The organism is Nocardioides exalbidus (assembly GCF_900105585.1).
GTDB classification, from domain to species: Bacteria; Actinomycetota; Actinomycetes; order Propionibacteriales; family Nocardioidaceae; genus Nocardioides; species Nocardioides exalbidus.
The window spans coordinates 2,067,701-2,091,363 of sequence record NZ_FNRT01000002.1 but is presented as its reverse complement, the minus strand read 5'-3'; the positions used below and the strand labels follow the sequence as shown (position 1 = coordinate 2,091,363).

Here is a 23,663-nt window from a genome sequence, read left to right as displayed (position 1 = left end):
GACCCAGCAGCACCGTCCGCGCGCTGATCCCTCCCTCTCAGGGAAGGGTCAGCGCGCGGATCTTTCCGTCCAGCTCGCGCCGGTTGTCCCGGCGCACCCGGACCTCGACGACCTCGATGCCGCCGTTGGGCATCGCCAGCGCCTGCTCCAGCTCGGGCAGGCTGTCGACCCGCAGGTGCGGCACCCGCACCGCGGCGCAGAGGCTCGCGACGTCGACTCCGTGCGGGGTGCCGAACAGCGTGTCGAAGCGGTCGGCGTACGCCGGCGCCCCCTGCTCGAGGGTGGCGAAGATCGAGCCGCCGTCGTCGTTGACCACGACGATCGTGAGGTCCGGCCGCTCCTCGCGCGGGCCGATCACCAGGCCGGTGGTGTCGTGCAGGAAGGTCACGTCACCCAACAGCGCGATCGCGCGCGTCGACCCCGGCCGGCCGAGTGCGGCACCGATCGCGCTGCTGGTCGTGCCGTCGATGCCGGCCAGGCCGCGGTTGGCGGCGACGAAGCGCCGGGCGCCGACCTCGTAGCGGGCGGCCATCAGGTCCAGGTCGCGGACCGGGTTCGAGGCGCCGACGAAGAGCAGCCCGCCCGGCGGCACGGCGCGGCTCACCGCACCGACCGCCTCGTGCGGGGTCAGGTCGGGCTCGGCCGCCAGCAGCGCGTCGAGGGCACGCGAGGTCGTGCGGTCCGCCTCGCGCCACTCCTCCAGCCATGCCGGGTCGTCGGTGCCGTCGAGCAGGAGGTGGTCGGCCTCGTGGGCGACCGGGAACGGCCGCCGGGACCATGCACCCCGGTGGGTGGCCGAGACCACCTCCACGTCGGGACTGCCGAGGAGTCGCGCGACGGGCCGCGACAGGGTCGGGTGGCCGAGGACGACCGCCCGCTCGATGCGGGTGCCGAGCCCGCCGGACAGGAGGAGCCGGTAGGTGCGGATCGCGTGGTCACCCGTCCGCGAGCCGCTGGACGGCTCGGCGAGCAGCGGCCAGCCCGCGCGCTCGGCGAGGTTGCGGGCGAAGGGGCCAGCGTCGTCCCCCGCCACCACGACCGTGCGGGGACCCATCGCGAGCACGTGCTGGGTCTGCGTCGGTCCGGGGTCGAGGTCGACCCACTCGGGGGCGTCCCCTCCGTCCCACCCGTCGTCGTCGGGGAGGAGCGGGTCGTCGAGCTGGACGTTGAGGTGGACCGGGCTGCGGTGGCGGTGGCGGCGTACGAACGCGAGCAGCTCGTCGAGGTCGGCGGACGTGACGTCGAGCGTCGGGGCGAAGCTGCCGAAGAGGTCGACCTGGTCGGTGGTCTGGTTGGCGTCGGTGCCGCGCAGCCGGGCCGGACGGTCGGCCGTCACGACCACGAGCGGCACGCCGGCGTGGGCGGCCTCCATCACGGCCGGGAGGAGGTTGGCCGCGGCGGTGCCGGAGGTGCAGACGACGGCGGCCGCCTCCCGGCTGATCTTCGCGAGGCCGAGCGCGAGGAAGGCGGCGGTCCGCTCGTCGACCCGGGTGTGCAGGCGCAGCCCGCCGGCCCGCGAGGCGTCGTAGAGCGCGAAGGAGAGCGGAGCGTTGCGCGATCCGGGCGCGACGACGACCTCGCGCACCGCTGCCCCGCGCAGTGCTGTCACCACGGCGCGGGCGAGCTCGGTCGAGGGGTTCGTCACGAGTCCAGATCCTGCCCTACCGACGCCAGCCGCTCGCGCCAGTGGGCGACCCGGTCGTCGGGTGCGGCGAGGCGGGCGAGCGCGGCCTCGTCGACCTCGGGCCGAGAGACGGGAAGGAGCCCGTCGACCGGCAGCAGCGGGTCGACGGCGACGTCGTCGGTGAGCAGCTGGATCGTCGCGAGCCCGCACGCGTGGTGCAGCTCGGGCAGCGCGGCCGCGAGCGCGACCCCGGCCGCGATCCCGACACTCGACTCGATCGCGCTGGAGACGACCACGGGGAGCCCGATGTCCTCCGCGATCCGCAGGCAGGCACGGACTCCTCCGAGCGGCTGCACCTTCAGCACGGCGATGTCGGCGGCCTCGAGGTCGCGCACGCGGTAGGGGTCCTCGGCCCGCCGGATGGACTCGTCGGCGGCGATCGGCACCTGCACCCGGCGGCGGACGACGGCGAGGTCCTCGACGCTCTCGACCGGCTGCTCGACGTACTCCAGACCGCCGGCCGCGCGGTCGAGCGCGGCGATCGCGGCGACCGCCTCGTCGACGTCCCAGCCGCCGTTGGCGTCCACCCGGACCAGCCCGTCGGGCCCGAGCGCGTCCCGGACGGCCTCGATGCGCGCGAGGTCGTCGGCGAGCGCCTGGCCGCGCTCGGCGACCTTGACCTTCGCGGTGCGGCAACCGCCCGCGGCCACGATGGCGTGGGCGCGCTCGGGGTCGGTGGCGGGCACGGTGACGTTGACGGGTACGACGTCGCGCACCGGTGCGGGCCAGCCGAGGTCCGCGGCCTCCCGGGCGCAGGCCAGCCACGGCCGGGAGACGGCGTCGTCGTACTCGAGGAACGGCGACCACTCGCCCCAGCCGGCGTCGCCACGGATGAGGAGTCCCTCGCGGACGGTGATGCCGCGGAACCTCGTGCGGAGCGGGATCGAGAAGACGTGCATCACAGGCCCGCCCTCAGGGCCTGGCGGTCGACCTTGCCGTTGGGGAGCAGCGGCAGCGCCGCGACGCGGCGCACCTCGCGCGGCGCCCACGACCGCGGATGGGCCTCGCCGACCCAGTCGCGCAGCTCGGCGTCCGCGACGGCCTCCCCCACGACGACCGCGACCACCCGCTGGCCCCACTCGTCGTCGGGCACGCCGAGCACCTCTGCCTGCTCCACGGACGGGTGCTCGCGCAGGCGCCGGGCGACCGCGGGGAGCGGGACCTTCACGCCGCCGGTGATGACGACGTCGTCGACGCGGCCCAGCACTTGCAGGCGTCCGTCCTCGTCGAGGCGGCCCGCGTCGGAGGTGAGGAACCAGCCGTCGACGAGCGTCTCGGCGGTGAGGTCGGGGTCGTCGAGGTAGTGGCTGAACAGCGTCGGGCCGGCGAGCCGCACGCGGCCGTCCGCGGCGATCGTGACGCCGACCCCGTCGAGCGGCAGGCCGTCGTAGACGCAGCCGCCGGCGGTCTCCGACGAGCCGTAGGTCGTCACCACGCGCACCCCGGCCTCCTGGGCGAGGCGCCGGAGGTCGGGGTCGATGCCGCCGCCACCGACGAGCACGGTGTGGCAGTGCACGAGTGCCGCGAGCTGCACCGGGTCGTCGAGGACGCGGTGCAGCTGGGTGGGCACGAGCGAGGTGAAGAGCGGGACGTCGTCGCCCGCACCGGCGGCGACCGCGCCGGCGAGGTCGAGGTCGTGCACGACGACGGGCTCGTGGCCGGCCACGAGGGAGCGCACGACCACCTGCACCCCGGCGACGTACGACGACGGGAGCGCGAGCAGCCAGCGGCCCGAGGCCCCGAGCCGGCGGGCCGACGCGGTGACGCTGGCCAGCACTGCCGGGCGCGTGAGGACGACGCCCTTGGGGCGGCCCGTGGACCCGGACGTCTCGATGAGGAGCGGCTCCGGGTCGACCGCGTCGAGCCACTCCGACAGCTGCCGCACCGCGACCGCGGGATCGTCGGACGGTCGCAGGAAATTCACGCGACTCACGCTAGTCCCCGGTGCCACGATGGCCTGCGATGGGTGAGACGGGGACCGACCAGGAGCGCCAGTCGTGGTGGCAGCGCCAGCTCCCGCCCTCTCCCCTCGCGCGCTCCCTCTCGGTGCAGTCGATCCTCTTCGCGATCGGCGAGGGCACCTTCCTCACCGGGTCCGCGGTGTTCTTCACGCAGATCGTCGGGCTCTCCGCGGCGCAGGTCGGCGTCGGCCTCACGGTCGCCGGCATCGCGTCGTTCTTCTTCGCGGTGCCCGCCGGCAAGCTGGCCGACAAGGTCGGCACCAAGCGGATCTGGGCGATCTGCGCTGCCCTGACGGCGCTGCTCTACCTCGTGTGGCCGCTGATCTCCGGGTTCGCGGCGTTCCTCGTGATGATGGTGCTCCTCGAGGTGGTCAGCCAGGCCGGGTGGAGCGGGCGCGGCGCCTACACGATCGACGTCTTCACCCGCGAGGAGCGCGTGCAGTCGCAGGCCTTCATGCGGGCCGCGCTCAACATCGGCTTCACCCTCGGCGCCCTCATCGGCGGGCTCGCGCTCGCGACCAACAGCGACGCGGTCGTGCGGGCGGTGCCGATCCTCACCGGTGTGATCCTGCTGGGCAACGCGTTCTGGATCACCCGGCTGCCCGACCCGCCAGCGAAGGAGCCGGTCGCCGCCGAGGAGGCCGTGATCAAGCCGGCCGCGCTGAGGAACCGCGCGTTCGTCGCGCTCATGACCGGCGACGGCGTGCTGGGCACCAACCAGGTGCTGCTCAACATTGTCATCCCGCTCTGGCTCGTCGAGGAGACCGACGCCCCGCGGGTGCTGCTCGCCTGGCTGTTCGGCACGAACACGGTGATGGCCGTGCTGCTCCAGGTCGCCGCCGCGCGCGGGATCGACTCGGTCGCGCGCTCGCTGCGGGCGTCGTACATCTCCGCCGGGTTCTTCGTCCTCTCCTGCGGGATCGTGCTCGTCACCCACGACACCATCGGGTGGGTGACCATCGCGCTGGTCTGGCTCGGGCACGTCACCGTGACCGGCGCCGAGCTGTTCCAGTCGGCGGGCCACTGGGGCTTCATGTCCGAGCTCACCGACGTCGACCAACGTGCGGAGTACCAGGGCGCGGCCCAGATCGGCGGCACCCTCGGCTCGGTCTGGGCGCCCGCCCTCTTCACGTTCCTGGCGATGGAGCACGGCTCCCTGGGCTGGCTGACGATCGCGGCGATCGTGGTCGTCGCGACCCTCACGATGGGCCCGTCCGCACGTGCCGCGGAGCGCTACCTCGCGCGCCACGGGTCGGCGTCCTGACGCCACGAGCACGTCGTACGCTCGATGCCATGAGCGCGTACTGGATCACCACCTACAAGGCCGTCCACGACCCCGACAAGGTGGCGGCCTACGCCGTCCTCGCCGGCCCGGCCCTCACCGCCGCGGGCGGCACCTTCCTGGTCCGCGGGATGCCCGAGGCGACCTTCGAGAAGGGTGAGACCACCCGCACCGTGGTCATCGAGTTCCCCTCGGTCGAGGCCGCGGTGGCCGCGCACGACAGCGAGGCCTACCAGGAGGCGCTGCGCGCCCTCGACGGCGGCGCCGACCGCGACATGCGCGTCGTCCCCGGAGCCTGACGATGGCCGGCGACTGGCGGGCAGACCTCGTCGACGACCTGCGCGCCCTGATCAACCAGGGTGCGCCCGGCGTCGAGGAGGAGGCCAAGTGGCGCAAGGCCTCCAACCCCGACGGCGTCCCGACCTTCACCCTCGACGGGCTGATCTGCACCGTGGAGACCTACAAGGACAAGGTGAAGGTCACCTTCGCCCGCGGCGCCTCCCTCGACGACCCCGCCGGCGTGTTCAACTCCAGCCTCGACGCCGGCAAGCGCCGCGCGGTCGACGTCCTCGAGGGTGACACCTTCGACGAGGAGGCCTTCGTCGCGCTGGTCCGGGCCGCGGTCGAGCTGAACCGCGGGTAGCCGTCGCCCGCCCTCCGGGGAGGGCAAGGGGTCGCGGGGAGAGGCAGGGTGGGGTCATGGCTGGCTTCCGTGGACTGCTCGGACTCGCCCTGCTGCTGCTCATCGCCGTGGCGCTCTCCAAGCACCGGCGCGGCATCGCATGGCGCACCGTCGCGGTCGCCCTGGCACTGCAGGTCGGGTTCGCGGTGCTCGTGCTGCGGTGGGGGCCCGGCAAGGAGGCGCTGACGTGGGTGTCCGACCGGGTCGCGACACTCATCGGGTACGCCGACGAGGGCACGTCGTTCGTGTTCGGACCGCTCCTCGACGTCGGGGAGGAGGGCGACACGATCTTCGCCCTGCAGGTGCTTCCCGTCATCGTGTTCCTCGGCGCACTCATCGGGTTGCTCTACTACCTGCGCGTGGTCCAGTGGGCGACCTGGCTGCTCGGCGGTGCGCTGTCCCGCCTGCTGCGGATCAGCAAGGTCGAGTCGATGTACGGCGCGACGGTGATCTTCCTCGGCCAGAGCGAGGCGCCACTGATGATCGCGCCCTACCTGAGGTCCCTGCGGCGCGGACAGCTCTTCACGGTGATGACGGCCGGCTTCGCGGCAGCGGCGGGTTCCACCCTCGTCGGCTACTCGCTCCTCGGCGCGCCCCTGGAGTACCTCCTCGCCGCGACGGTCATGAACGCTCCTGCCTCCCTGCTGATGGCCAAGGTGATGTGGCCCGACAGCACGCCGGACGACGACGAGCTGGAGGGTGCGACGCCCGTCGACTCCGACGACGAGGTCGACGTGCGCCACGTCCGCGACGAGGAGTCGTCCAACGTGATCGACGCGATCGGCCGAGGCGCGATCGCCGGCGGGCGGATCGCCGTGACCGTCGGCGGTCTCCTGATCGCCTTCATCGCGCTGATCGCGATGGCCGACGGGATCCTCGCGGCGGTCGGGGGGTGGTTCGGCGCCGATGACCTCACCTTCGAGGGCATCCTCGGTCGAGCCCTTGCGCCGCTCGCCTGGCTGCTCGGCGTCCCGTGGTCCGAGTCCGTCCAGGCAGGCTCCTGGATCGGCGAGAAGACCGTGCTCAACGAGTTCGTGGCCTTTGCGAACTTCGGACCCGAGGTCGACGGGCTCTCCCCCGTCACCGTCGCCGTGGTGACGTTCGCGCTCGCCGGGTTCGCCAACTTCAGCTCCATCGCCATCCAGATCGGCACGATCGGCTCGCTCCTGCCCGAGCGGCGCAGCGTGGTCGCCCAGCTCGGGCTCCGCGCCCTCCTCGCCGGTGCCCTCGCCAATCTCGCCAACGCCGCGATCGCCGGAGTCGTGCTGTCGCTGTAGCGGGAGCGTCAGCTGAGCGCCGAGGCGAGACTTGGGTCCAAATGAGCCACCAACCCGCTCCGCTTCGCTAACGTCCCCCCACTGGCTCGCGAGAGCCGTCGCACTCGACGACTTGGGGAGCCGTGGCAGAAGAGTCTTGGCACGAAGCGCGCTTGATCCCGACCTCCGGGATCAACGGCGCGGAAGAACAGGAGCGCCGTGCCACTTCGGCTCTGCTCGCCGTGCTTTCCGCGGTCAAGGAGTTCGGTCGAGGCTTCGTCAAGCCGTTCGGCGCTCCAGCGGGCGGTCTCGAGTGCTTCATCGAGGTCCCATTCGTTCTTGGCGAACGAAGGCTCTACCCGGACGGGTTGATTCGAGTCTCCCGCGGGTCGAAGGCTTGGACTGCGCTCGTCGAGGTGAAGACCGGCGCGAACAACCTCGAGACCGAACAGCTCGAGAACTATCTCGATATCGCTCGTGAGCAAGGCTTTGACGCGGTGATCACGATCTCGAACGAAATTCCCGCCATCGCCGGCCAACATCCCACCAAGGTGGACAAGCGCAAGCTCCGCAAGGTGTCACTGCACCATGTCTCTTGGTCACAGGTACTCGCCGATGCGGTGATGCAGAAGGAGTTTCGGGGGGTCGCCGACCCCGACCAAGCATGGATCCTCGGAGAACTGATCCGATACCTCGAACACCGGAAGTCCGGCGCCTTGGAGTTCGATGACATGGGTGAGGCGTGGGTCGGTGTGCGCGACCAGGTGTCGGCGGGAACGCTGCGCTCGACCGACAAGGGCATCGCAGAAGTGGTGGCGCGATTCGACGCACTACTGCGCTTTGCCAACCTCCAGCTCGGACGTCAGCTCGGCACCGAGGTCGTACCAGTTCTCTCCCGCAAGGAGACTGCCGATCCTTCGATCCGCGCTCAGGGTCTGGCGCAGGCCCTGTGCGCGACCGGAGAGCTCTCCGGTGCAATCCGCATCCCCAACACAGTTGGCGACCTCGTCGTCACGGCCGATCTCCGATCCGGACGAGTGACATGCCACGTCGACGTGGACGCGCCGCGTGAGGGCCGACCCACCACCAGGGTGAACTGGCTGGTCCGTCAGCTCAAGGCCGCCCCAGACTCGACCCGCGTCGAGACCTTCGTGGCACACGCGAGGGGCTCGCAAGCCGCCGAGCTGTTGTCGGTCGTGCGTGATGAGCCGTCGACCTTGATCCACGATGCGGCGAAGGAGATCAGGACCTTTCGGCTCGCGACGACCACAACACTCGGTACCAAACGAGGGCGTGGGCGTGGGTCGTTCATCGATTCAGTCTTGCTGTCGGTCGACGGCTTCTACCGAGACGTCCTCGAATCACTGCGTGCGTGGTCCGCGGCGCCGCCCAAGCTCCGACCCGCCGCGATGTCGGAGTCGCCAGAAGTCGATCCGGATGTGAGCACTTCGCTCGTCTCGACCGACTACTCCTCTCAGGACGGCGCGAGCCTGGCGCCGCCGCGGACGGGGTCACTCCCCTCGCCTGACTTCGACTCGAACACCCAGCCCTGACTGCGCGCGCCCGTGGCCCGATCACCGGGTGGTGTCGGGCAGTGGGGCGGTCAGGGTCTGCGGGGTGGTTGCCGGTGCTCGGGCGGGAGCGGTCTCGGCCTGGGCGGGTCGGTGGTGACGACGCGTCCGGACGGCAGGGTCCACTCGTACGCCCCGTCGTCACGGCGCCGGTAGGTGAAGGTGCCGAAGGTCTTGGCGCGGTGGTGCCGACGGCACAGGGGCGCGAGATTGTCGGGCCGGGTCTGGCCGGGCGGCCCTGCGCCGGTGTCGCCACTGATCGGGACGTAGGCGTCGATGTGGTCGAGGTCGGCCTGCGCGGACGGGCGGGTGCAGGCAGGGAAGACGCACGTCTGGTCGCGGTGGCGGACCATGGCTGCCATCCGGGCGGGTGGGTCGTGGCGATCAACCGGCGGGTGTGCGGCGGGATCGAGGTCGACCACGGGCTCGATGATCACGGTGCCGGCGGTGAGGAGCCACGTGCGGAGCCGACCGATGAGCATCGGGCCGAGCTGCGGGCACCGGGCCACGCCGAACCGGTCAGCGCTCGCTGGGGCGAGGAGGTGACGGTCGGTGACGTGGACGACCAGCCTCACCTGACCCGCCGCACCCCCTCTCTCGCCCGTGGCCGCGCCTGCCACGTCGCCGGCGCCGCCGGGAGGTGTCGGCCGGCGGAACGGTGACGGGGTGGCGTGGGCGGCATCGTCGGCGACGCAGGTCCTCGGGTCATCGTCGTCGAGGCCGCCTGCCGCAGCGAGGAGGTGGAGGGCCTGCTGGGGGTCGGCGAGGAGCCCGACGGCGTGGGCGCGGCGAGCGCCGAGGTCACCACCGTGGCCCAGCGCCTTCATCGTGGTCGCCATCGCGGACACGGTGTGGTCGAACGCGATCGCGTCACCGGTGTCGAGGCTCATGAACACCTCGCTGACGCCGAGTGCGCCTTCCTCGTGGTGGACCTCGACGCGCCGGCGGGCCAGCGCTGCGTCGTGGTCGGCGATCGCGCGGTCCGGGTCGGCGTACAACCTCGCCTCGTGGACCAGGACCCCGACCCGGTGGGGATTCAGCCGGCGGGGCTGCCAGGCGAGCAGCCGGTCCGCGTGCCGCGCCGCGTCCGGGGTCAGGTCGCGCGACTCCCGCGCAGCCTCGCGACCGAGCCGCACCGGCACCGCCTGCGACCGAACGAGCGCCCACAACCGGGGCAGGCGGTGGGCCAGGTCGAGGACGTCGCCCAGCAGCACAAAGGTCGCCTCGTGGGACAGCTCCAGTGCGGCGGCCAGCTCCACGACCGCGAACTCCGCCACCAGCGGCGCGCCCGGACCCGCGATGGGCAGCGGCCGCTCGCCGAACAGCGCAGCCCGGCTGCCGGGTGCGTGGATCGTCTCCGAGCGCCAGCCCGCCGAGTCGGCGAGGTCGGTCACGACGTGGGCGTGGGCCCACGCGAGGGCGGACTCCAGCACCTCGACCTCCGCCCGCCGTCGCGCACCGATCGCCGCAGCAGCCCGGTCCAGCGCCGCACGGGACAAGGCCGTGCCGGCGAGCGGAGCCAGACTGGTGATGGACATGAATCCATTGTCCCAGAGCCCGCCGACACCTGACCTGCAGAAACCATGTGAGAATCTGCGACATTCGATCAAGTGATCGATTCGCCGGACTGCCTCGAGGGATCTCGACCCAGGTCCCGGCATCAATTCGCGCGACGTCGCCCGCCAGACCGGTGAGAATGTCCCTCGATGTTCGCCGCACTGATCCGCTACGCCACCCCGCCGTCGCTCCTCGCCCGTCGGCTCTCGACCCAGTCGCTGCTGTTCGCGTCGGGCGAGGGCACCTTCCTGGCGGGCTCCGCGGTGTTCTTCACCATGGTGGTCGGCCTCTCGCTAGCCGAGGTCGGCATCGGGCTCACGGTGGCGGCGGTCGCCAGCTTCATCGTGGCGGTGCCCAGCGGCAAGCTCGTCGACCACTTCGGGCCCAAGCGGATGTGGTCGCTCAGCGCCATCGTCCAGGGCCTGCTGTTCCTGGCGTGGCCCTTCATCGACAGCTTCCCCGAATACATCGCGCTCGCCGTCGTGATGGAGGTGGCCGGCACGCTCGGGGGCGCCGCGCACGGTGCGTACGTCATCGACGTGCTGCCTCCGTCCGAGCGGGTCGAGTCGCGGGCCTACATGTACTCCGCGCTCAACGTCGGCTTCAGCCTCGGCGCCTTCCTCGGGGCCGGCGCGATCGCGTTCGGCACCGACGTGCTGCGGTGGGCGCCCGTCCTGACCGCGATCCTCTACGTCGCCAACAGCGCAGCCATCCTGCGACTGCCCGATGCCACGCACGACGTCCGTGGCGACGAGCCGCGGGCCAAGCCCGAGGGCATCCCTGCGATCCGCAACCGGAGCTGGATCGCAGCCACCTTCTTCATCGGGATCATGTGGACCAACCAGGTGCTGCTGCACACGGTGATCCCGGTCTGGCTGGTGACCGAGACCGATGCCCCGAAGGTCCTGGTGGCGGTGCTCTTCGCAGCCCACACCGTGATGTGCATCGTGCTCCCCCGGCTCGCCTCGCGGGGCATCCACGACGTCGACACCGCGCTGCGAGCCGTACGCCTCTCCACCGTCTTCTTCGTGCTCACCTGCCTGATCACGCTCGCCACGCACGAGACCGTCGGCTGGGTCACCATCGTGATGTTCTTCCTCGGCCACGTCGTGCTCACCTGGGCCGAGCTCTTCCTGTCCGCCTCGGGCTGGACCTTCGAGGCCGAGCTGATGGACCCGCGACGCCGCGGCGACTACCAGGGCGTCTCCGAGCTCGGCAGCACGCTCGGCCGCTTCTGGGCGCCTGCGGTCTACGGCTTCCTGGCGATGCACTGGGGCGCCTACGGCTGGCTCACCATCGCCGCGATCGTGACGTCGGGCGCGGTGGGCCTCCACTACGCCGCGCACGCCGGCCGCCGGTTCCTCGAGCGCAACGTCCCGGCCGACGTCCTCGCCGACGCCCGGGCCGACAAGCCGGACCCCGAGGAGGTCGTCGCCGCCGGACCTCCCTCGATGCTCGAACCCGAGCCCGCCCTGCCAGAATCCACCGGTGACCTCACCCGCTGACTGGCTCGCCGGCGCCCGGCCGCGCACCCTTCCCGCCGCCGTCGCCCCCGTGCTCGCCGGCACCGGCGTGGCTGCGTACGTCGACGGCGCGCCGCTCGGTGATCTCGCCTGGTGGAAGGCGCTGCTCGCCCTCGTCGTGAGCCTGGCGCTGCAGGTCGGCGTGAACTACGCCAACGACTACTCCGACGGCATCCGCGGCACCGACGCCGACCGCGTGGGCCCGATGCGGCTCGTCGGGTCCGGCACGGCGACCCCGCAGGCCGTGAAGACGGCTGCCTTCGCCGCCTTCGGTGTGGCGGGCGTGGCCGGCCTGGTGCTCGCCGCCACCACGGCGTGGTGGCTGGTCGCCGTCGGGCTGGTGTGCGTCGTCGCCGCCTGGTTCTACACCGGCGGCAAGACGCCCTACGGCTACCTCGGCCTCGGCGAGGTCATGGTCTTCGTCTTCTTCGGCCTCGTCGCGGTGATCGGTACGACGTTCGTGCTGACGCAGACCTGGGAGTGGCCGGCCCTCTACGCCGGCGTCGGCATCGGCTCGCTCGCGTGCGCGATCCTCGTCGCCAACAACCTGCGCGACATCCCCACCGACACGGTGGCCGGCAAGCGCACGCTCGCCGTCCGGCTCGGTGACGAGCGCACCCGCTACCTCTACGCCTTCCTCGTGCTCGTCGCGGCCGCGGCGGTCGTCGCGATCGCTGCGGCGACGACGTGGTGGGTGCTCCTCGGCCTGGTCTTCCTCGGCCGTGCGATCGCTCCGACGCGGGCCGTGCTGGGTGGCGCGCAGGGTCCCGCGCTCATCCCGGTCCTCGCGGCCACGGGCGCCTCCGAGCTGGCCTGGTCGGTCCTCGTGGCGGTGCCCCTCCTCGTGCGCGGCTAAATGCGTCGCCCGGCGGCGACGCCGCTGGCTACCGTGCGGACGTGGACTACGACTTCGCGACGCTCGACTTCCTCGACGACTCCGAGGAGGCGGTGGCGCGACGCCGCGGCTGGATCGGTGCGACCCTGCGCGGCTTCCGCGAGCCGCGTCCCGACGACGAGGTCGTCACGCGCTGGACGGCCCACTACCGGACCGACCGGGCCAGGGTCACCGGCGCTTGGCTGCCGCCGGGTGAGTTCGGCTCCGGTCCCATGCCCGTGGCGACCTACGCCAGCTTCGACAAGACGCTCAACGCCGGTCTCGAGCTGCTCCCGCTGCGGATGATCACCGACGTCACGACCAGCTCGACGCACCGCCGCCAGGGGCTGCTGCGACGCCTCCTCGAGGACGACCTCGCCGACGCCGTGGCGCAGGGTGTCCCGCTGGCGGCGCTGACCGCGTCGGAGGCCGAGATCTACGGCCGCTGGGGCTTCGGCCCGGCGACGTTCAACCAGACGATCGAGCTCGACACCTCGCCCGGGTTCGCCCTGCGGCCCCACGACGACCGCGGACGGGTCGAGATGGTGGAGCCGGCCGACGCCTGGCCCCACGTCAAGGCCGTCTTCGACGCCTTCCACGCCCGCCAGCGCGGGTCGGTCGAGTGGCCGGCGGCCTACGCGGACATCCACACCGGCGCGTTCGACTTCGACACGGGTGCCCCCAACACGAAGATCCGTGCGGCCGTCCACCTCGACGACGGCGGCACCGTCGACGGCTTCGTCATCTACTCGTGGGGCGAGGACTACACCCTGAAGGTCGCCGAGATGATCGCCCTCGACCCGACCGCGCAGCTCGGCCTGTGGTCCTTCCTGGCCCACACGGACCGGGCACAGAAGGTGACCTTCAACCTCGCCCACCCCGACGACCCGCTGCGCTGGGCGCTGGTGGACATCGACCGGCTCAAGCTGACGGCGAGCCGCCACTTCCTCTGGCTCCGCGTGCTCGACGTCCCGCGCGCGCTCGCGGCCCGGCCGTGGGGCGCCGACGACTCCCTCGTCCTCGAGGTCGACGACCCCCAGGGCCACGCCGCCGGCCGCTTCCGCGTGACGACCCGCGACGGCGTCGCCGAGGTGGCAACCACCGACGACGAGCCCGAGGTGACGATGAGCGCCGAGACGCTCGGCAGCCTGTACGCCGCCGGCGTACCGGTCCGGCAGCTGCACCGCGCGGGTCGGCTGGCCGCCACCCCCGACGCCGTACGACGCCTCGGTGCCGTCGCCGACCTCGAGGACGAGCCCTACAACCTCACGGGGTTCTGAGCGACAGGTCGCGGCCGAGGAGCGAGCCCAGCCGGGTCGCCTCCTCTGGCAGGCCGGCCGGGTCGCACGTCGACTCCAGCGCGGACCCGGACAGCCGCCACGTCCCGGCCACGACGCCGCCGACCACGACCGGGTTCGCACCCCGCGTCATGTCGGTGCGGTGGGAGGCGGGCACGATCCACGTGTCCTTCGTGCCGGGTCCCACCACCCAGTCGTCCTTGCCGGGCAGCAGCACGACCGCGTCGGAGGGCGCCACGGCGAGCAGCTCGTCGGCACGGTCCGCCGGGAGCCAGCGCCGCTCGCCGTCGACGTCCACCTCGACCAGGCGGTCCTCGACCGATGCCCACCAGCGCTTCAGCCGTGACCGGCCGGCGCTGAGCCCGCCACCGAGCCACTGCTCGAGGAGCTCGGGGGTCGTCGGGCCGTAGGCGTCGAGGTACGCCAGCACGGCACGCGGACCGGCCTCCTCGAGGGGCGGGACCCCCTGCCAGGCCGGGGCGACGGCCGGGCTCTGCAGGAGGAGCTCGCCCTCGGCCGACGGCGCGAGGGCGACGTCGCCCTGCCAGGCGAACGGCTTGAGGAGGGTGATGTTGGGCTCGGCGAACTCCTTCGCCAGGTGCTCCCACCGGCCACTGGTGACCGCGTCGGCCACGGCTTGCGGCGGCACCGGCCCTGCGGCCACCACGTCGCGGACGAGCTCGCGCAGCGCGGGCCACTCGTCGGCCGGGAGCCGGTAGTGCTCGACCCAGCTCTTCAGGGCCCACTGGCGACCGGCCGAGCGGAGGGCGAGGTAGTCGCCGGCGGTGGCGGGGTCCATGACCTGCACCGACCCGCGGAACGAGAAGGTCCGCATCAGCCGGCCGTCGGCCAGCGCGCGCCCGACCTCACCCGGCGTGCCGGGGTCGGCCAGCCGACGGCGTACGGACAGGTCGGGGTCCGAGCCGAACACCGACACCGCACCGAGCGTGCGGACGACCTCGACGACGTCACCGGCCCCGGAGAGCAGGTGCTGGCGCCCCAGGCGCCACGCGAGCGCCTGCTGCCGGGTCACCGCCAGCGTCGGTGCCATGGCGTCAGTCGGACTCCGCGTCCTCGCGGGCCTTGCGCTCCTCGAACGCGGCAGCCGCCTTCGCGGCCCGCGTCTCGACGCGCCGGGCGAAGGCCTCGCGCTGCCGGTCGAGGAGGAAGAAGGACGCCAGGCCAGAGATCAGGAAGGCCAGCACGATCGCGAGCAGGAGGTTGTAGGTGCCGTCGAAGAGCAGTGCCATGATCCCGACGACGATGCCGAACGAGGCGAGGAACAGCAGGATCCTCATGGCGGTGTAGACGACGAACTCCTTCACGGCGTCCACCTTAGGTCGATGGGTCTACATTGGAGGAATGCTGAAGGTCCTGCTGATCGTCGCGGTCATCGCGTTCGTCGTGTGGACGCTGGTGCGGATCTCGCTCAAGCGCCTCGACGGTGGGTCGGGCGGGTCACAGAGCCGGCTGATCGCCCCCGACGATGACCCGGACTTCCTGCGTGGGCTCGACCGGCGCAAGGACGTCGACGACGGCTGAGTCGGCGCGGTGGTGCACCACTGAGTGCTCCGCCCCCTCGCTCTCGGCGTACGAGTGCTGGCTCGAGCTGCTGAAGAAGTTGATCCCGATGAAGTTGAACCACAGCGTCGCGACGCCCACCAGCGCCAGGTAGGCCGCGTTGCGCCCACGCCAGCCGGCGGTGGCCCGGGCGTGGAGGTAGGCGGCGTACACCACCCACGTGATGAAGGCCCACACCTCCTTCGGGTCCCAGTTCCAGTAGGCGCCCCACGCCTGGTGGGCCCAGATCGGGCCGGTGATCAGCACCGCGAAGGTCCACACGGGGAAGCCGAACGCGTGCATCCGGTAGGACAGCCGGTCGAGCTTGGGGAGCTCGGGCAGCCGTGCGAGGTAGCCCGTCTCCTTCGTGGAGCGGCTCTTGATCAGGTAGAGCCCCGACAGCAGTGCGCCGATAGTGAAGGCGCCGGTCGAGATCACCGCCGAGATGACGTGGATGACGAGCCAGTAGGAGTTGAGCGCGTCGGGCAGCGGCAGCACGGCGTCGTCGAGGCCGAGGAACGCGGCCATCAGCGCGGCGACCACGAACGTCGTGACGAGCGGGCCGAGCCAGTCGGTGCCCCAGACCCGCGTGACGACCAGGAAGGCGAGCGCGACCACGAAGGTGCCCGCGATCGTGAACTCGTACATGTTGCCCCACGGCACCCGGTTGGGGTCGGCGGCGAGACCGCGCGCCACGAGGGCGACGAAGTGCACGACCACGGCGAACGACGTCAGCACGAGTCCGAGCCGGCCGGCCACCGCCGTCCGGCGGTCCTCGACCTCGGCGTCCCGGGCCACGGTGCGGAGACCGGCGAGCTCGACGAAGTAGGCGAGCATCGCCAGGAAGTAGAGGACGGACGCGCCCTCGATGCCCTGGTAGCTGAAGACTTCCCACTGCGCGTCGGTCACGACGTCTCCTTCTGCGGGGCCCGGAGGGCCTCCACGATGTCTGCGAGCTCGGTGCTCTCACCGGGGACGGCCCCGTTGGAGCGGTCGAGGCGGGCGACCTCGACGAGGGTGGTGCCGTCGTCCCGGCGACGTGCCCGCACCCAGGCCCGGCGCGGCCGGACGAAGAGCGAGCCGAGCAGCCCGAGCAGCGCGGCGACCACGCCGGTCAGCGCCACCATGGTGCCGGGGGTGCGGCTGACCTGGATCTTGTTCCAGCGCTGGAGCCCGTCGAACGTCACGCTGCCCAGCCCGTCGGGGAGGTTGACGGTGTCGCCGGGGCGGAGGTCCATCCGGAAGGGCTGGCCGTTCGCCTTCGTCAGCTGCGTCGCGTTGCTCTTGTCGAGGACGTAGACCGACGACGCGCCGCCGTCGTCGACCCCGACGTCGCCCGTCCAGACCTGCAGCGAGAGGAGGGGGTTGCCGGCCGCGCCGAACACCGAGGCCGGCATCGACAGGTTGCCGTCAGCGTCCTCGCCGAGGGCGAACGTCGGGTAGAAGGTGCCCTCGAGACCGAGCTGCTCGGGCTTCGCGAAGGGCGCCTTGATGACGCCGAACGACTCGAAGGTCTGCGCGTTGATCGGCAGGAACACCGCCGGGCCGCTCTTGGTGATGTTGCCGTCACCGTCGCGGATGGTGACGACCGGGGCGTAGCCGTGGCCGATCAGGAAGATGTCGGTGCCGCCGATGCTGAGCGGGTGGTTCACCTTGAGGTCGTACTTCTCGGTCTGCGCACCCGGCTCGGTCGTGTAGTCGAGGTGGGCGACGAAGTCGCGGGCCATCCCGACGCGTGCGCCCTCGGTGATCCAGTCGACGTCGAAGTCGGTGATCGTGAAGGAGAACGGCTCCATCACCGACGGGTCGAACAGGTTGCCGGGCGCGAAGTCGTCGTACTGCGACAGGTTGTTGGAGAAGCCGTAGTCCTTGCCGTTGAGCAGGATCACGCCGCCCTTGTAGCCGAACAGGCTGCCGGCCGCGACGCCCACCAGCACCACGAGGACGGCGAAGTGGAAGAGCAGGTTGCCCGCCTCGCGCAGGTGGCCGCGCTCCGCGGACACGGCACTGTCGCCGGTCGCGGTGCCGGCCTCGGGACCCACGACCCGGAAGCGTCGCCGGCGCAGCACCTTCGCGGCGCGGGCGAGCACGACGTCCGGGTCCTCGTCGGTGGTGTACGACGTCGACTCCGGCAGGCGCAGGAGATTGCGGGGCGCCTTCGGGGGCTTGGCCCGCAGGGCGCGGGCGTAGACGAAGAGGCGCGGGATGATGCAGCCGACGAGCGAGATCATCAGCAGGATGTAGATCGCGGAGAACCACACCGAGCCGTAGACCGAGAACAGGTCGAGGCGGTCCCAGATCGGCGCGAGCCGCGGGTGGTCGTCGCGCCAGGTGGTGACGGCCAGGGAGTTGATGTTCTCCTGCGGGATCACCGAGCCGGGGATCGCGGCGAGGGCGAGCAGCAGCAGGAGCACCAGCGCCGTGCGCATCGAGGTGACCTGGCGCCAGACCCAGCGGAACAGCTCGCGGCCGGTGAGGTCCATGGGCAGCGCGGTGGCCTGGCGGTCGTCCGACGGCCGCTTGTCGAGGTCGGTCACAGCGGCGTCCAGAAGCCGAGGACGCTGGCCTGGAGGCTCTGCACGATGCGCTCCCACCACCCGGTGACCAGCAGGAGCCCGACCGCGACCATCATCACGCCGCCGAGCCGCATGATGAGCACCTGGTGGCGGCGCACCGCCTTGAACGCGCCGATCATCCGGCGGTAGGCGAAGGCCGCCGCGATGAAGGGCAGGCCGAGGCCGAGCGCGAAGACCCCGGACAGCACGGCGCCCCGCGTCGCCGTCGCCTCGTTGACCGAGAGCACGTTGATGGCTGCCAGCGTCGGGCCGACGCACGGAGTCCAGCCGACCCCGAAGAGGAAGCCCAGGACGGGCGCGGCCGCGAGCCCGACGGCCGGCACCTTGTGGATGCGCCAGTCGCGCTGGAGGAAGCCGAAGCCGCCGAGGAAGGCGACGCCGAGCAGGATCGTGATGATGCCGAGCACGACGTTGAGCTGGCCGTAGTGGACGAACAGCCAGGCGCCGGCCGCGCCCGTGAGGCTGCCGAGCAGGACGAAGACGACCGCGAAGCCGAGCACGAACAGGACGGCACCGAGCACCATCCGGCTGCGCCGCGCCTCCTCGAGGTCGGCGCCCGAGACGCCGGTGGCGTAGGACAGGTAGCCGGGCAGCAGCGGGATCACGCACGGGCTGAAGAACGACACCAGCCCGGCGACGAGCGCGACGGGGAGCGCCAGGACCATCGACCCGGACATGGCGGTGTCCTGCAGCCAGTCGTTCACCCCTGCGCCCCTTCCACGAGCGCGACCAGCGTGCGCACGCTCGGGATCCGTCCCTGCACGGACGCCGCGATCCGGCCCTCGGCGTCGAGGACCACGGTGCTGGGGATCGACCGCGGGCCGAGGGTGCCGGCGAACGCGAACAGCGCGGCGCCGTCGCCGGAGTAGATGGAGGGGTAGCCGACCTCGAGGTCGCGCACGAACGCCGTCGCGTCGTCGCGCGACGCGTCGCGGATGTTGACCCCGACGAAGGCGACGTCGTCGCCGAGCTGGTCGGCGGCGTCGTTCAGCTCGGGCTGCTCGGCGATGCAGGGCGGGCACCACGAGGCCCACACGTTGACGACGACGGGCTTGCCCCGCAGGTCCGCGAGGTCGATGGGCTCGCCCTGGAGGTCGTCGCCGGTCAGGTCCACGGGGTCGCCCCGGTCGACGGCCTTCACCTCGACGGGCACGCCCTCGCCGGTGATGTAGCCCTTGTCGCCGGTGCCGGACACGCCCGAGCACCCGGCGAGGAGCAGCAGGCACACCAGGACCATGAGCGGGCGGACGACCCTCACGGGCGGTCCTCGCCCGGTGCACCACCGGCGGAGAACGGCGCGGAGCGGTCGCCGACGGGGATCAGGTCGCCGGCCGGCTCGGAGTAGCGCACCTGCACGATCTGGTCGTCGTCGAAGACGATGCTGGTGAGCGAGCAGAGCGTGCACTGCCGGCGCTTGGGGTGGTGGACGTAGCTGCGCTTCTCCAGGAACAGCCGCGTCGTCCAGATCGGCAGCTGGTGGGAGACGACCACGGCCTCGTGGCCGGCGGCGGCGTCGCGCGCGTCGTGGACCGCGGCGACCATCCGGCCGGCGATCTCGTCGTAGGGCTCGCCCCACGACGGCGTGCGCGGGTCGTACATGTGGCGCAGCAGCTGCGGGTGCTTGAGGAACGTCCTGGCTCCCCCGGCGAAGCTGACGCCCTCGAACTTGTTGGAGGACTCGATCACCCGCGGGTCCACGACCGGCGTGAGGTCGCGGGCGCGGGCCAGCGGCGCCGCGGTCTCCTGCGCGCGCTCGAGGGGCGACGTCCGCATGTGCACGATGTCGCGGTCACCCACCTCGTCGGCGACGCGCTGGGCCATCCGGTGGCCGAGCTCGGAGAGGTGGAAGCCGTCACGGCGGCCGTAGAGGATGCCCTGCGGGTTGTGCACCTCGCCGTGGCGGAGCAGGTGCACGATCGTCTGCACGCCCACGTCAGTGCCCCCCTGCCGCGGCGGCTGCGACGGCTGCCGCGGGGAGCGCGGCGAGGATCGTCGCGATCGCCCGGTCGTCGTGACCCGCGGAGACGAACCACGCCTCGTAGGCCGACGGCGGCAGGTAGACGCCCTGGTTGAGCATCGAGTGGAAGAACTCGGCGTAGGCCGCGGTGTCCTGCTGGCTGGCCTCGGCGAAGTCGTGGACGGCGCCGTCGCGGAAGAACACCGAGAACATCGTGCCGGCCGACTGCACCACGTGCGGGACGCCGGCAGCCATCAGGTGCTCGGCGACCGCGTCGCGGATCGTGGTGGCCGTGCGGTCGAGCTGGGCGTAGACCTCGGGCGTCGCGAGGCGGAGCGTGGCCAGGCCAGCGGTCGTCGCGACCGGGTTCCCCGACAGCGTGCCGGCCTGGTAGACGGGGCCCTCCGGGGCGAGGAAGCCCATCAGGTCGGACCGTCCGCCGAAGGCCGCGGCCGGGAAGCCGCCGCCCATCACCTTGCCGAAGGTCATCAGGTCGGGCACCCAGCCCTCGATCGCGCCGTCGAGGCCCCAGCCGCCCTGCTCGGTGGCGCGGAAGCCGGTCATCACCTCGTCGGAGATGAAGAGGGCACCGTGGGCGCGGCAGGTCTCGGCCAGGAACGAGTTGAAGCCCGGTGCGGGCGGGACGACGCCCATGTTGCCGGGCGAGGCCTCGGTGATCAGGCACGCGATGCGCGGCCCGTGCGCCGCGAACGCCGCCGTCACCGCCTCGCGGTCGTTGAAGGGCAGCACGAGCGTCTCGCCCGCGGACGAGGCCGGCACGCCGCTGGTGCCGGGGACCGCGAGCGTCGCGACGCCGGAGCCCGCCTCGGCCAGCAGCGGGTCGACGTGGCCGTGGTAGCAGCCGGCGAACTTCACGACGAGGTCGCGCCCCGTCGCGCCGCGCGCCAGCCGGATGGCCGACATCGTCGCCTCGGTGCCCGAGGACACGAATCGGACCCGCTCGACGGGGGTGCGCGCGACGATCTCCTCGGCCAGCTCGACCTCGGGCTCGGTGGGGGTGCCGTACGACGTACCGCGGGCCACCGCGCCGGCGACGGCCGCCTGCACGTCGGGGTGCGCGTGGCCGAGCAGCATCGGGCCCCACGAGCAGATGAGGTCGACGTAGTCGTTGCCGTCGGCGTCGGTGAGCCAGGCCCCCGACGCGGAGGTGATGAAGCGAGGGGTGCCGCCGACGGCGTTGAAGGCGCGGACGGGCGAGTTCACGCCTCCGGGCGTCACAGCGCGCGCACGCTCGAAGAGCGCCTCGCTCGCCGCCGTCCTGGAGAGGAAGGTCTCGGAGGTCACCGGCTCATTGTCACGCAGGCCTGCAAGCCCGACCCAGCCGGGACGGCCCTCGGGCGGACGCCTGTGGGTTGGCACACATGTAACCCGCGCGTAACTTGGGGTGAAGAGTTGTCGTTGTGAGGTGTGAGGGGCCCCTCACGGGGCACCATGTACGGGACTGTTCCACCAGCTGCGCCTTGGGAGATGAGAGCAATGTCGAAGTTCGGCTCCGTGCGTCGGGCCACGGCCCTCGTGCCGCTCGCCGTGCTCTCGGCCGCCTGGACCGCGAGCCTCGCCGGCGTGGGCGTCGGCACCGCGAGCGCCGACTCCGACGGCTCCAGGACGCTCCCCGACGGCACCAGCCTGCCCGCAGCGGTCATCGAGGCACCGGCCAGCATCGGCGACGAGGCGGTCAACCGGTCCGCCGCCGTCTCCCCGGGGCAGGCCAGCGACATCCCGCAGGCCGCGCTCGCCGCCTACCAGCGTGCCGAGGCCGTGATCAACAAGGCCGACTCCGCGTGCCACCTGCCGTGGGAGCTCATCGCCGCGATCGGCCGGGTCGAGTCCGACCACGGTCGCGTGTCCGGCAACTCGCTCGACGCCCAGGGCGTCGCGAGCCCCGGCATCTACGGCGTCGCCCTCAACGGCAAGAAGGGCACCCAGCTCATCCCCGACACCGACGGCGGGCAGTACGACAACGACACGGAGTTCGACCGGGCCGTCGGGCCGATGCAGTTCATCCCCTCGACGTGGGCGGTCGTCGGCGTCGACGGCGACAACGACGGCACCCGCAACCCCCAGGACATCGACGACGCGTCGCTCGCGACCGCGGTCTACCTCTGCTCGGGTGACGACGACCTGTCCGCCGAGCAGGGCCAGCGCGCGTCGGTCTACCGCTACAACCACTCCAACGCCTACGTCGACCTGGTCATGCAGATCATGCAGGCCTACCTCGACGGCGACTTCAGCGCCGTGCCCACCTCGACGCTCACGACCGGCGTGATCCTCCCCGACCCGACGTCGCCGACCAGCCAGAGCACGACCGGGGGGACGAAGCCCGACAAGGGCGGCAAGCCGAGCGGCAAGCCCACCCACACGTCGAAGCCGACCCCGACCTCGAAGCCGACGCCGACCCAGACGCCCACCCAGACGCCGACCCAGACGCCGACCCACACCCCGACGCAGACGCCGACCAGCGACCCCACCACCGGCCTTCCGACCGAGCTCCCGACGACGCTGCCGACCGTCATCCCGACGGTCCCGCTCCCGACGGTCGTGCCGTCGGTGCTGACCGTCGCCGAGGCGACCACCCAGTGCCTCGCCTCCGGCATCTCGGCCCTCGACGTCGCGGCCCTCAACGCCTGCATCAACAACCTGATCAACCCGTAGCCGCTCAGCGGTGCGTGAGCCACATTCCGCGGGTCGCGGATGTGGGTGGCACACCGCTCGCCCGCGTGTCGGCGTACGACACTCCCGTGGGCGGTGTGTGAGCCACGTTCCGCACCTCAGGAATGTGGCTCACACACCGCTCAGGCGGCGGCGAGTGCGACCGGAGCCCACGCTCAGCGGCGGAAGAGCCGGGCGGCCTCGGAGGCCCAGTAGGTGAGGATCACGTCCGCGCCGGCGCGGCGGATCGAGGTGAGGGTCTCGACGATGGCGGCCTCGCGGTCGATCCAGCCGTTGGCGGCGGCCGCCTCGACCATGGCGTACTCACCCGAGATGTTGTAGGCCGCGACCGGGATGTCGACTGCGTCGCGCACGCGGCGGATCACGTCGAGGTAGGCCAGGGCCGGCTTCACCATCACGATGTCGGCGCCCTCCTCGACGTCGAGGAGCACCTCGCGCACGCCCTCGAGGCCGTTGGCCGGGTCCTGCTGGTAGGTCTTGCGGTCGCCGGTGAGCGAGGAGTCGACCGCCTCGCGGAAGGGGCCGAAGAAGGCCGAGGCGTACTTCGCGGAGTAGGCGAGGATCGAGACGCTCGTGTGGCTGGCCGCGTCGAGCGCCTGGCGCACGACGGCCACCTGGCCGTCCATCATCCCGCTCGGGCCGACCATGTCGACGCCCGCGGCGGCCTGGGCGAGCGCCATCTCGGCGTACGCCGCCAGCGTGAGGTCGTTGTCGACCTCGCCGTCGGGCGTGAGCACGCCGCAGTGGCCGTGGTCGGTGAACTCGTCGAGGCAGAGGTCCGACATGACCGTGAGCTGGTCGCCGACCTCGGCGACCACGTCGGTGATCGCGAGGTTGAGCACGCCGCCGGGGTCGATGCCGCCGGAACCGGTGGCGTCCTTGTGCTCGGGGATCCCGAAGAGCATCACGCCGCCGAGGCCGAGCTCGGCCGCCTCGGTGACCGCGGCCCTGAGCGAGTCGCGGGAGTGCTGCACGACGCCGGGCATGGTGGCGATCGGCTGCGGCTCCGAGATGCCCTCGCGGACGAAGACCGGCAGCACGAGCTGGCTCGGCAGCACGTGGGTCTCGGCGACCATCCGGCGCAGTGCCGGGGTGCGGCGCAGTCGCCGGGGTCGGATGAGCGGGGCCTGGACCTGGAACTCGTCAGTCACGCCGACCATCCTCCCGCAGCGGTGTGCGGGACGGGTTCCC

Annotated in this window: 23 protein-coding genes; 10 read left to right on the top strand and 13 right to left on the bottom strand. The window is 72.0% G+C overall.

Annotation, left to right across the window (positions count from 1 at the left end; all coding sequences use genetic code 11):
• Positions 1 to 37 precede the first annotated feature (37 nt).
• The 3 genes from menD to BLV76_RS10315 are packed head-to-tail and all read right to left on the bottom strand — an operon-like array spanning position 38 to position 3,608.
• On the bottom strand, positions 38 to 1,645 hold the full coding sequence (gene menD / locus BLV76_RS10325; RefSeq protein WP_090969051.1) for a 2-succinyl-5-enolpyruvyl-6-hydroxy-3-cyclohexene-1-carboxylic-acid synthase: 1,608 nt from the start codon (positions 1,643 to 1,645) through the stop codon (positions 38 to 40).
• Positions 1,642 to 2,583 (bottom strand): o-succinylbenzoate synthase, encoded by a 942-nt coding sequence (locus BLV76_RS10320; protein WP_090969050.1) that lies wholly within the window; start codon positions 2,581 to 2,583, stop codon positions 1,642 to 1,644. Before BLV76_RS10320 ends, menD begins: the two co-directional genes overlap by 4 nt.
• A complete protein-coding gene (locus tag BLV76_RS10315; RefSeq protein WP_245734624.1) occupies positions 2,583 to 3,608 on the bottom strand; it encodes an AMP-binding protein in 1,026 nt (341 codons plus the stop codon). The genes BLV76_RS10320 and BLV76_RS10315 overlap by 1 nt, the downstream gene beginning before the upstream one ends.
• 38 nt (positions 3,609 to 3,646) lie before the next feature.
• Between BLV76_RS10315 and BLV76_RS10310 the strand changes: the two genes are divergently transcribed.
• The 5 genes from BLV76_RS10310 to BLV76_RS10290 all read left to right on the top strand — a co-directional run bounded on the left by BLV76_RS10310 (position 3,647) and on the right by BLV76_RS10290 (position 8,418).
• Positions 3,647 to 4,909: an MFS transporter gene (locus tag BLV76_RS10310; protein WP_090969048.1), complete on the top strand. Its 1,263-nt coding sequence runs from the start codon at positions 3,647 to 3,649 to the stop codon at positions 4,907 to 4,909.
• Between the two features lie 29 nt (positions 4,910 to 4,938).
• A complete protein-coding gene (locus BLV76_RS10305; RefSeq protein ID WP_090969047.1) occupies positions 4,939 to 5,226 on the top strand; it encodes a DUF1330 domain-containing protein in 288 nt (95 codons plus the stop codon).
• A 2-nt stretch (positions 5,227 to 5,228) separates the two neighbouring features.
• On the top strand, positions 5,229 to 5,570 hold the full coding sequence (locus BLV76_RS10300) for a DUF1801 domain-containing protein (protein ID WP_090969046.1): 342 nt from the start codon (positions 5,229 to 5,231) through the stop codon (positions 5,568 to 5,570).
• 56 nt (positions 5,571 to 5,626) lie between these two features.
• Positions 5,627 to 6,886 carry a NupC/NupG family nucleoside CNT transporter gene (locus tag BLV76_RS10295; protein ID WP_090969045.1) on the top strand — a complete coding sequence of 420 codons (1,260 nt, stop codon included), beginning with the start codon at positions 5,627 to 5,629 and terminating at the stop codon, positions 6,884 to 6,886.
• 152 nt (positions 6,887 to 7,038) lie between these two features.
• Positions 7,039 to 8,418 carry a hypothetical protein gene (locus tag BLV76_RS10290; protein WP_217630316.1) on the top strand — a complete coding sequence of 460 codons (1,380 nt, stop codon included), beginning with the start codon at positions 7,039 to 7,041 and terminating at the stop codon, positions 8,416 to 8,418.
• A gap of 50 nt (positions 8,419 to 8,468) precedes the next feature.
• On the opposite strand, the gene BLV76_RS10285 is transcribed toward BLV76_RS10290, so the two are convergent.
• Positions 8,469 to 9,974, bottom strand: a complete 1,506-nt coding sequence (locus BLV76_RS10285) for an HNH endonuclease signature motif containing protein (protein WP_090969043.1) — start codon at positions 9,972 to 9,974, stop codon at positions 8,469 to 8,471.
• A 168-nt stretch (positions 9,975 to 10,142) separates the two neighbouring features.
• Here BLV76_RS10285 and BLV76_RS10280 point away from each other — a divergent pair, with 168 nt between their 5' ends.
• Genes BLV76_RS10280 through BLV76_RS10270 form a run of 3 tightly spaced genes read left to right on the top strand, consistent with a single transcriptional unit; the run spans position 10,143 to position 13,670 of the window.
• The gene (locus BLV76_RS10280) at positions 10,143 to 11,498 is read left to right on the top strand and encodes an MFS transporter (RefSeq protein WP_090969042.1); all 1,356 of its coding nucleotides are present in this window, start codon (positions 10,143 to 10,145) and stop codon (positions 11,496 to 11,498) included.
• A complete protein-coding gene (locus BLV76_RS10275; RefSeq protein ID WP_090969041.1) occupies positions 11,482 to 12,372 on the top strand; it encodes a 1,4-dihydroxy-2-naphthoate polyprenyltransferase in 891 nt (296 codons plus the stop codon). Before BLV76_RS10280 ends, BLV76_RS10275 begins: the two co-directional genes overlap by 17 nt.
• 41 nt (positions 12,373 to 12,413) lie before the next feature.
• A complete protein-coding gene (locus BLV76_RS10270) occupies positions 12,414 to 13,670 on the top strand; it encodes a GNAT family N-acetyltransferase (protein WP_175539630.1) in 1,257 nt (418 codons plus the stop codon).
• On the opposite strand, the gene BLV76_RS10265 is transcribed toward BLV76_RS10270, so the two are convergent.
• Together BLV76_RS10265 and BLV76_RS10260 are read right to left on the bottom strand one after the other, a co-directional pair.
• The gene (locus BLV76_RS10265; protein ID WP_090969039.1) at positions 13,657 to 14,739 is read right to left on the bottom strand and encodes a DNA glycosylase AlkZ-like family protein; all 1,083 of its coding nucleotides are present in this window, start codon (positions 14,737 to 14,739) and stop codon (positions 13,657 to 13,659) included. The two genes, BLV76_RS10270 and BLV76_RS10265, sit on opposite strands and share 14 nt — an antisense overlap.
• 4 nt (positions 14,740 to 14,743) lie before the next feature.
• Entirely contained in the window at positions 14,744 to 15,013 is a 270-nt protein-coding gene (locus BLV76_RS10260) for a DUF4229 domain-containing protein (protein ID WP_090972579.1), read from the bottom strand.
• Positions 15,014 to 15,050: 37 nt separating this feature from the next.
• Here BLV76_RS10260 and BLV76_RS10255 point away from each other — a divergent pair, with 37 nt between their 5' ends.
• Positions 15,051 to 15,230, top strand: coding sequence for a hypothetical protein (locus tag BLV76_RS10255; protein ID WP_090969038.1), 180 nt, complete (start codon positions 15,051 to 15,053; stop codon positions 15,228 to 15,230).
• On the opposite strand, the gene ccsB is transcribed toward BLV76_RS10255, so the two are convergent.
• From ccsB to hemL, 6 genes are read right to left on the bottom strand one after another with little or no spacing between them, the layout of a single operon-like run.
• A complete protein-coding gene (ccsB, locus tag BLV76_RS10250) occupies positions 15,147 to 16,157 on the bottom strand; it encodes a c-type cytochrome biogenesis protein CcsB (protein ID WP_090969037.1) in 1,011 nt (336 codons plus the stop codon). The genes BLV76_RS10255 and ccsB overlap by 84 nt on opposite strands.
• On the bottom strand, positions 16,154 to 17,785 hold the full coding sequence (gene resB / locus BLV76_RS10245; RefSeq protein WP_245734623.1) for a cytochrome c biogenesis protein ResB: 1,632 nt from the start codon (positions 17,783 to 17,785) through the stop codon (positions 16,154 to 16,156). Before resB ends, ccsB begins: the two co-directional genes overlap by 4 nt.
• Entirely contained in the window at positions 17,782 to 18,501 is a 720-nt protein-coding gene (locus tag BLV76_RS10240; protein WP_217630473.1) for a cytochrome c biogenesis CcdA family protein, read from the bottom strand. Before BLV76_RS10240 ends, resB begins: the two co-directional genes overlap by 4 nt.
• A gap of 23 nt (positions 18,502 to 18,524) precedes the next feature.
• A complete protein-coding gene (locus tag BLV76_RS10235) occupies positions 18,525 to 19,082 on the bottom strand; it encodes a TlpA family protein disulfide reductase (protein WP_245734622.1) in 558 nt (185 codons plus the stop codon).
• The gene (locus BLV76_RS10230; RefSeq protein WP_090969035.1) at positions 19,079 to 19,756 is read right to left on the bottom strand and encodes a histidine phosphatase family protein; all 678 of its coding nucleotides are present in this window, start codon (positions 19,754 to 19,756) and stop codon (positions 19,079 to 19,081) included. The genes BLV76_RS10235 and BLV76_RS10230 overlap by 4 nt, the downstream gene beginning before the upstream one ends.
• Before the next feature lies 1 nt (position 19,757).
• Positions 19,758 to 21,086 carry a glutamate-1-semialdehyde 2,1-aminomutase gene (gene hemL, locus BLV76_RS10225; RefSeq protein ID WP_090969034.1) on the bottom strand — a complete coding sequence of 443 codons (1,329 nt, stop codon included), beginning with the start codon at positions 21,084 to 21,086 and terminating at the stop codon, positions 19,758 to 19,760.
• A gap of 192 nt (positions 21,087 to 21,278) precedes the next feature.
• On the opposite strand from hemL, the gene BLV76_RS23325 reads away from it, so the two are divergent.
• Positions 21,279 to 22,454 carry a lytic transglycosylase domain-containing protein gene (locus BLV76_RS23325; RefSeq protein WP_090969033.1) on the top strand — a complete coding sequence of 392 codons (1,176 nt, stop codon included), beginning with the start codon at positions 21,279 to 21,281 and terminating at the stop codon, positions 22,452 to 22,454.
• A 173-nt stretch (positions 22,455 to 22,627) separates the two neighbouring features.
• On the opposite strand, the gene hemB is transcribed toward BLV76_RS23325, so the two are convergent.
• Positions 22,628 to 23,632, bottom strand: a complete 1,005-nt coding sequence (gene hemB / locus BLV76_RS10215; RefSeq protein WP_090969032.1) for a porphobilinogen synthase — start codon at positions 23,630 to 23,632, stop codon at positions 22,628 to 22,630.
• Between the last annotated feature and the right edge of the window lie 31 nt (positions 23,633 to 23,663).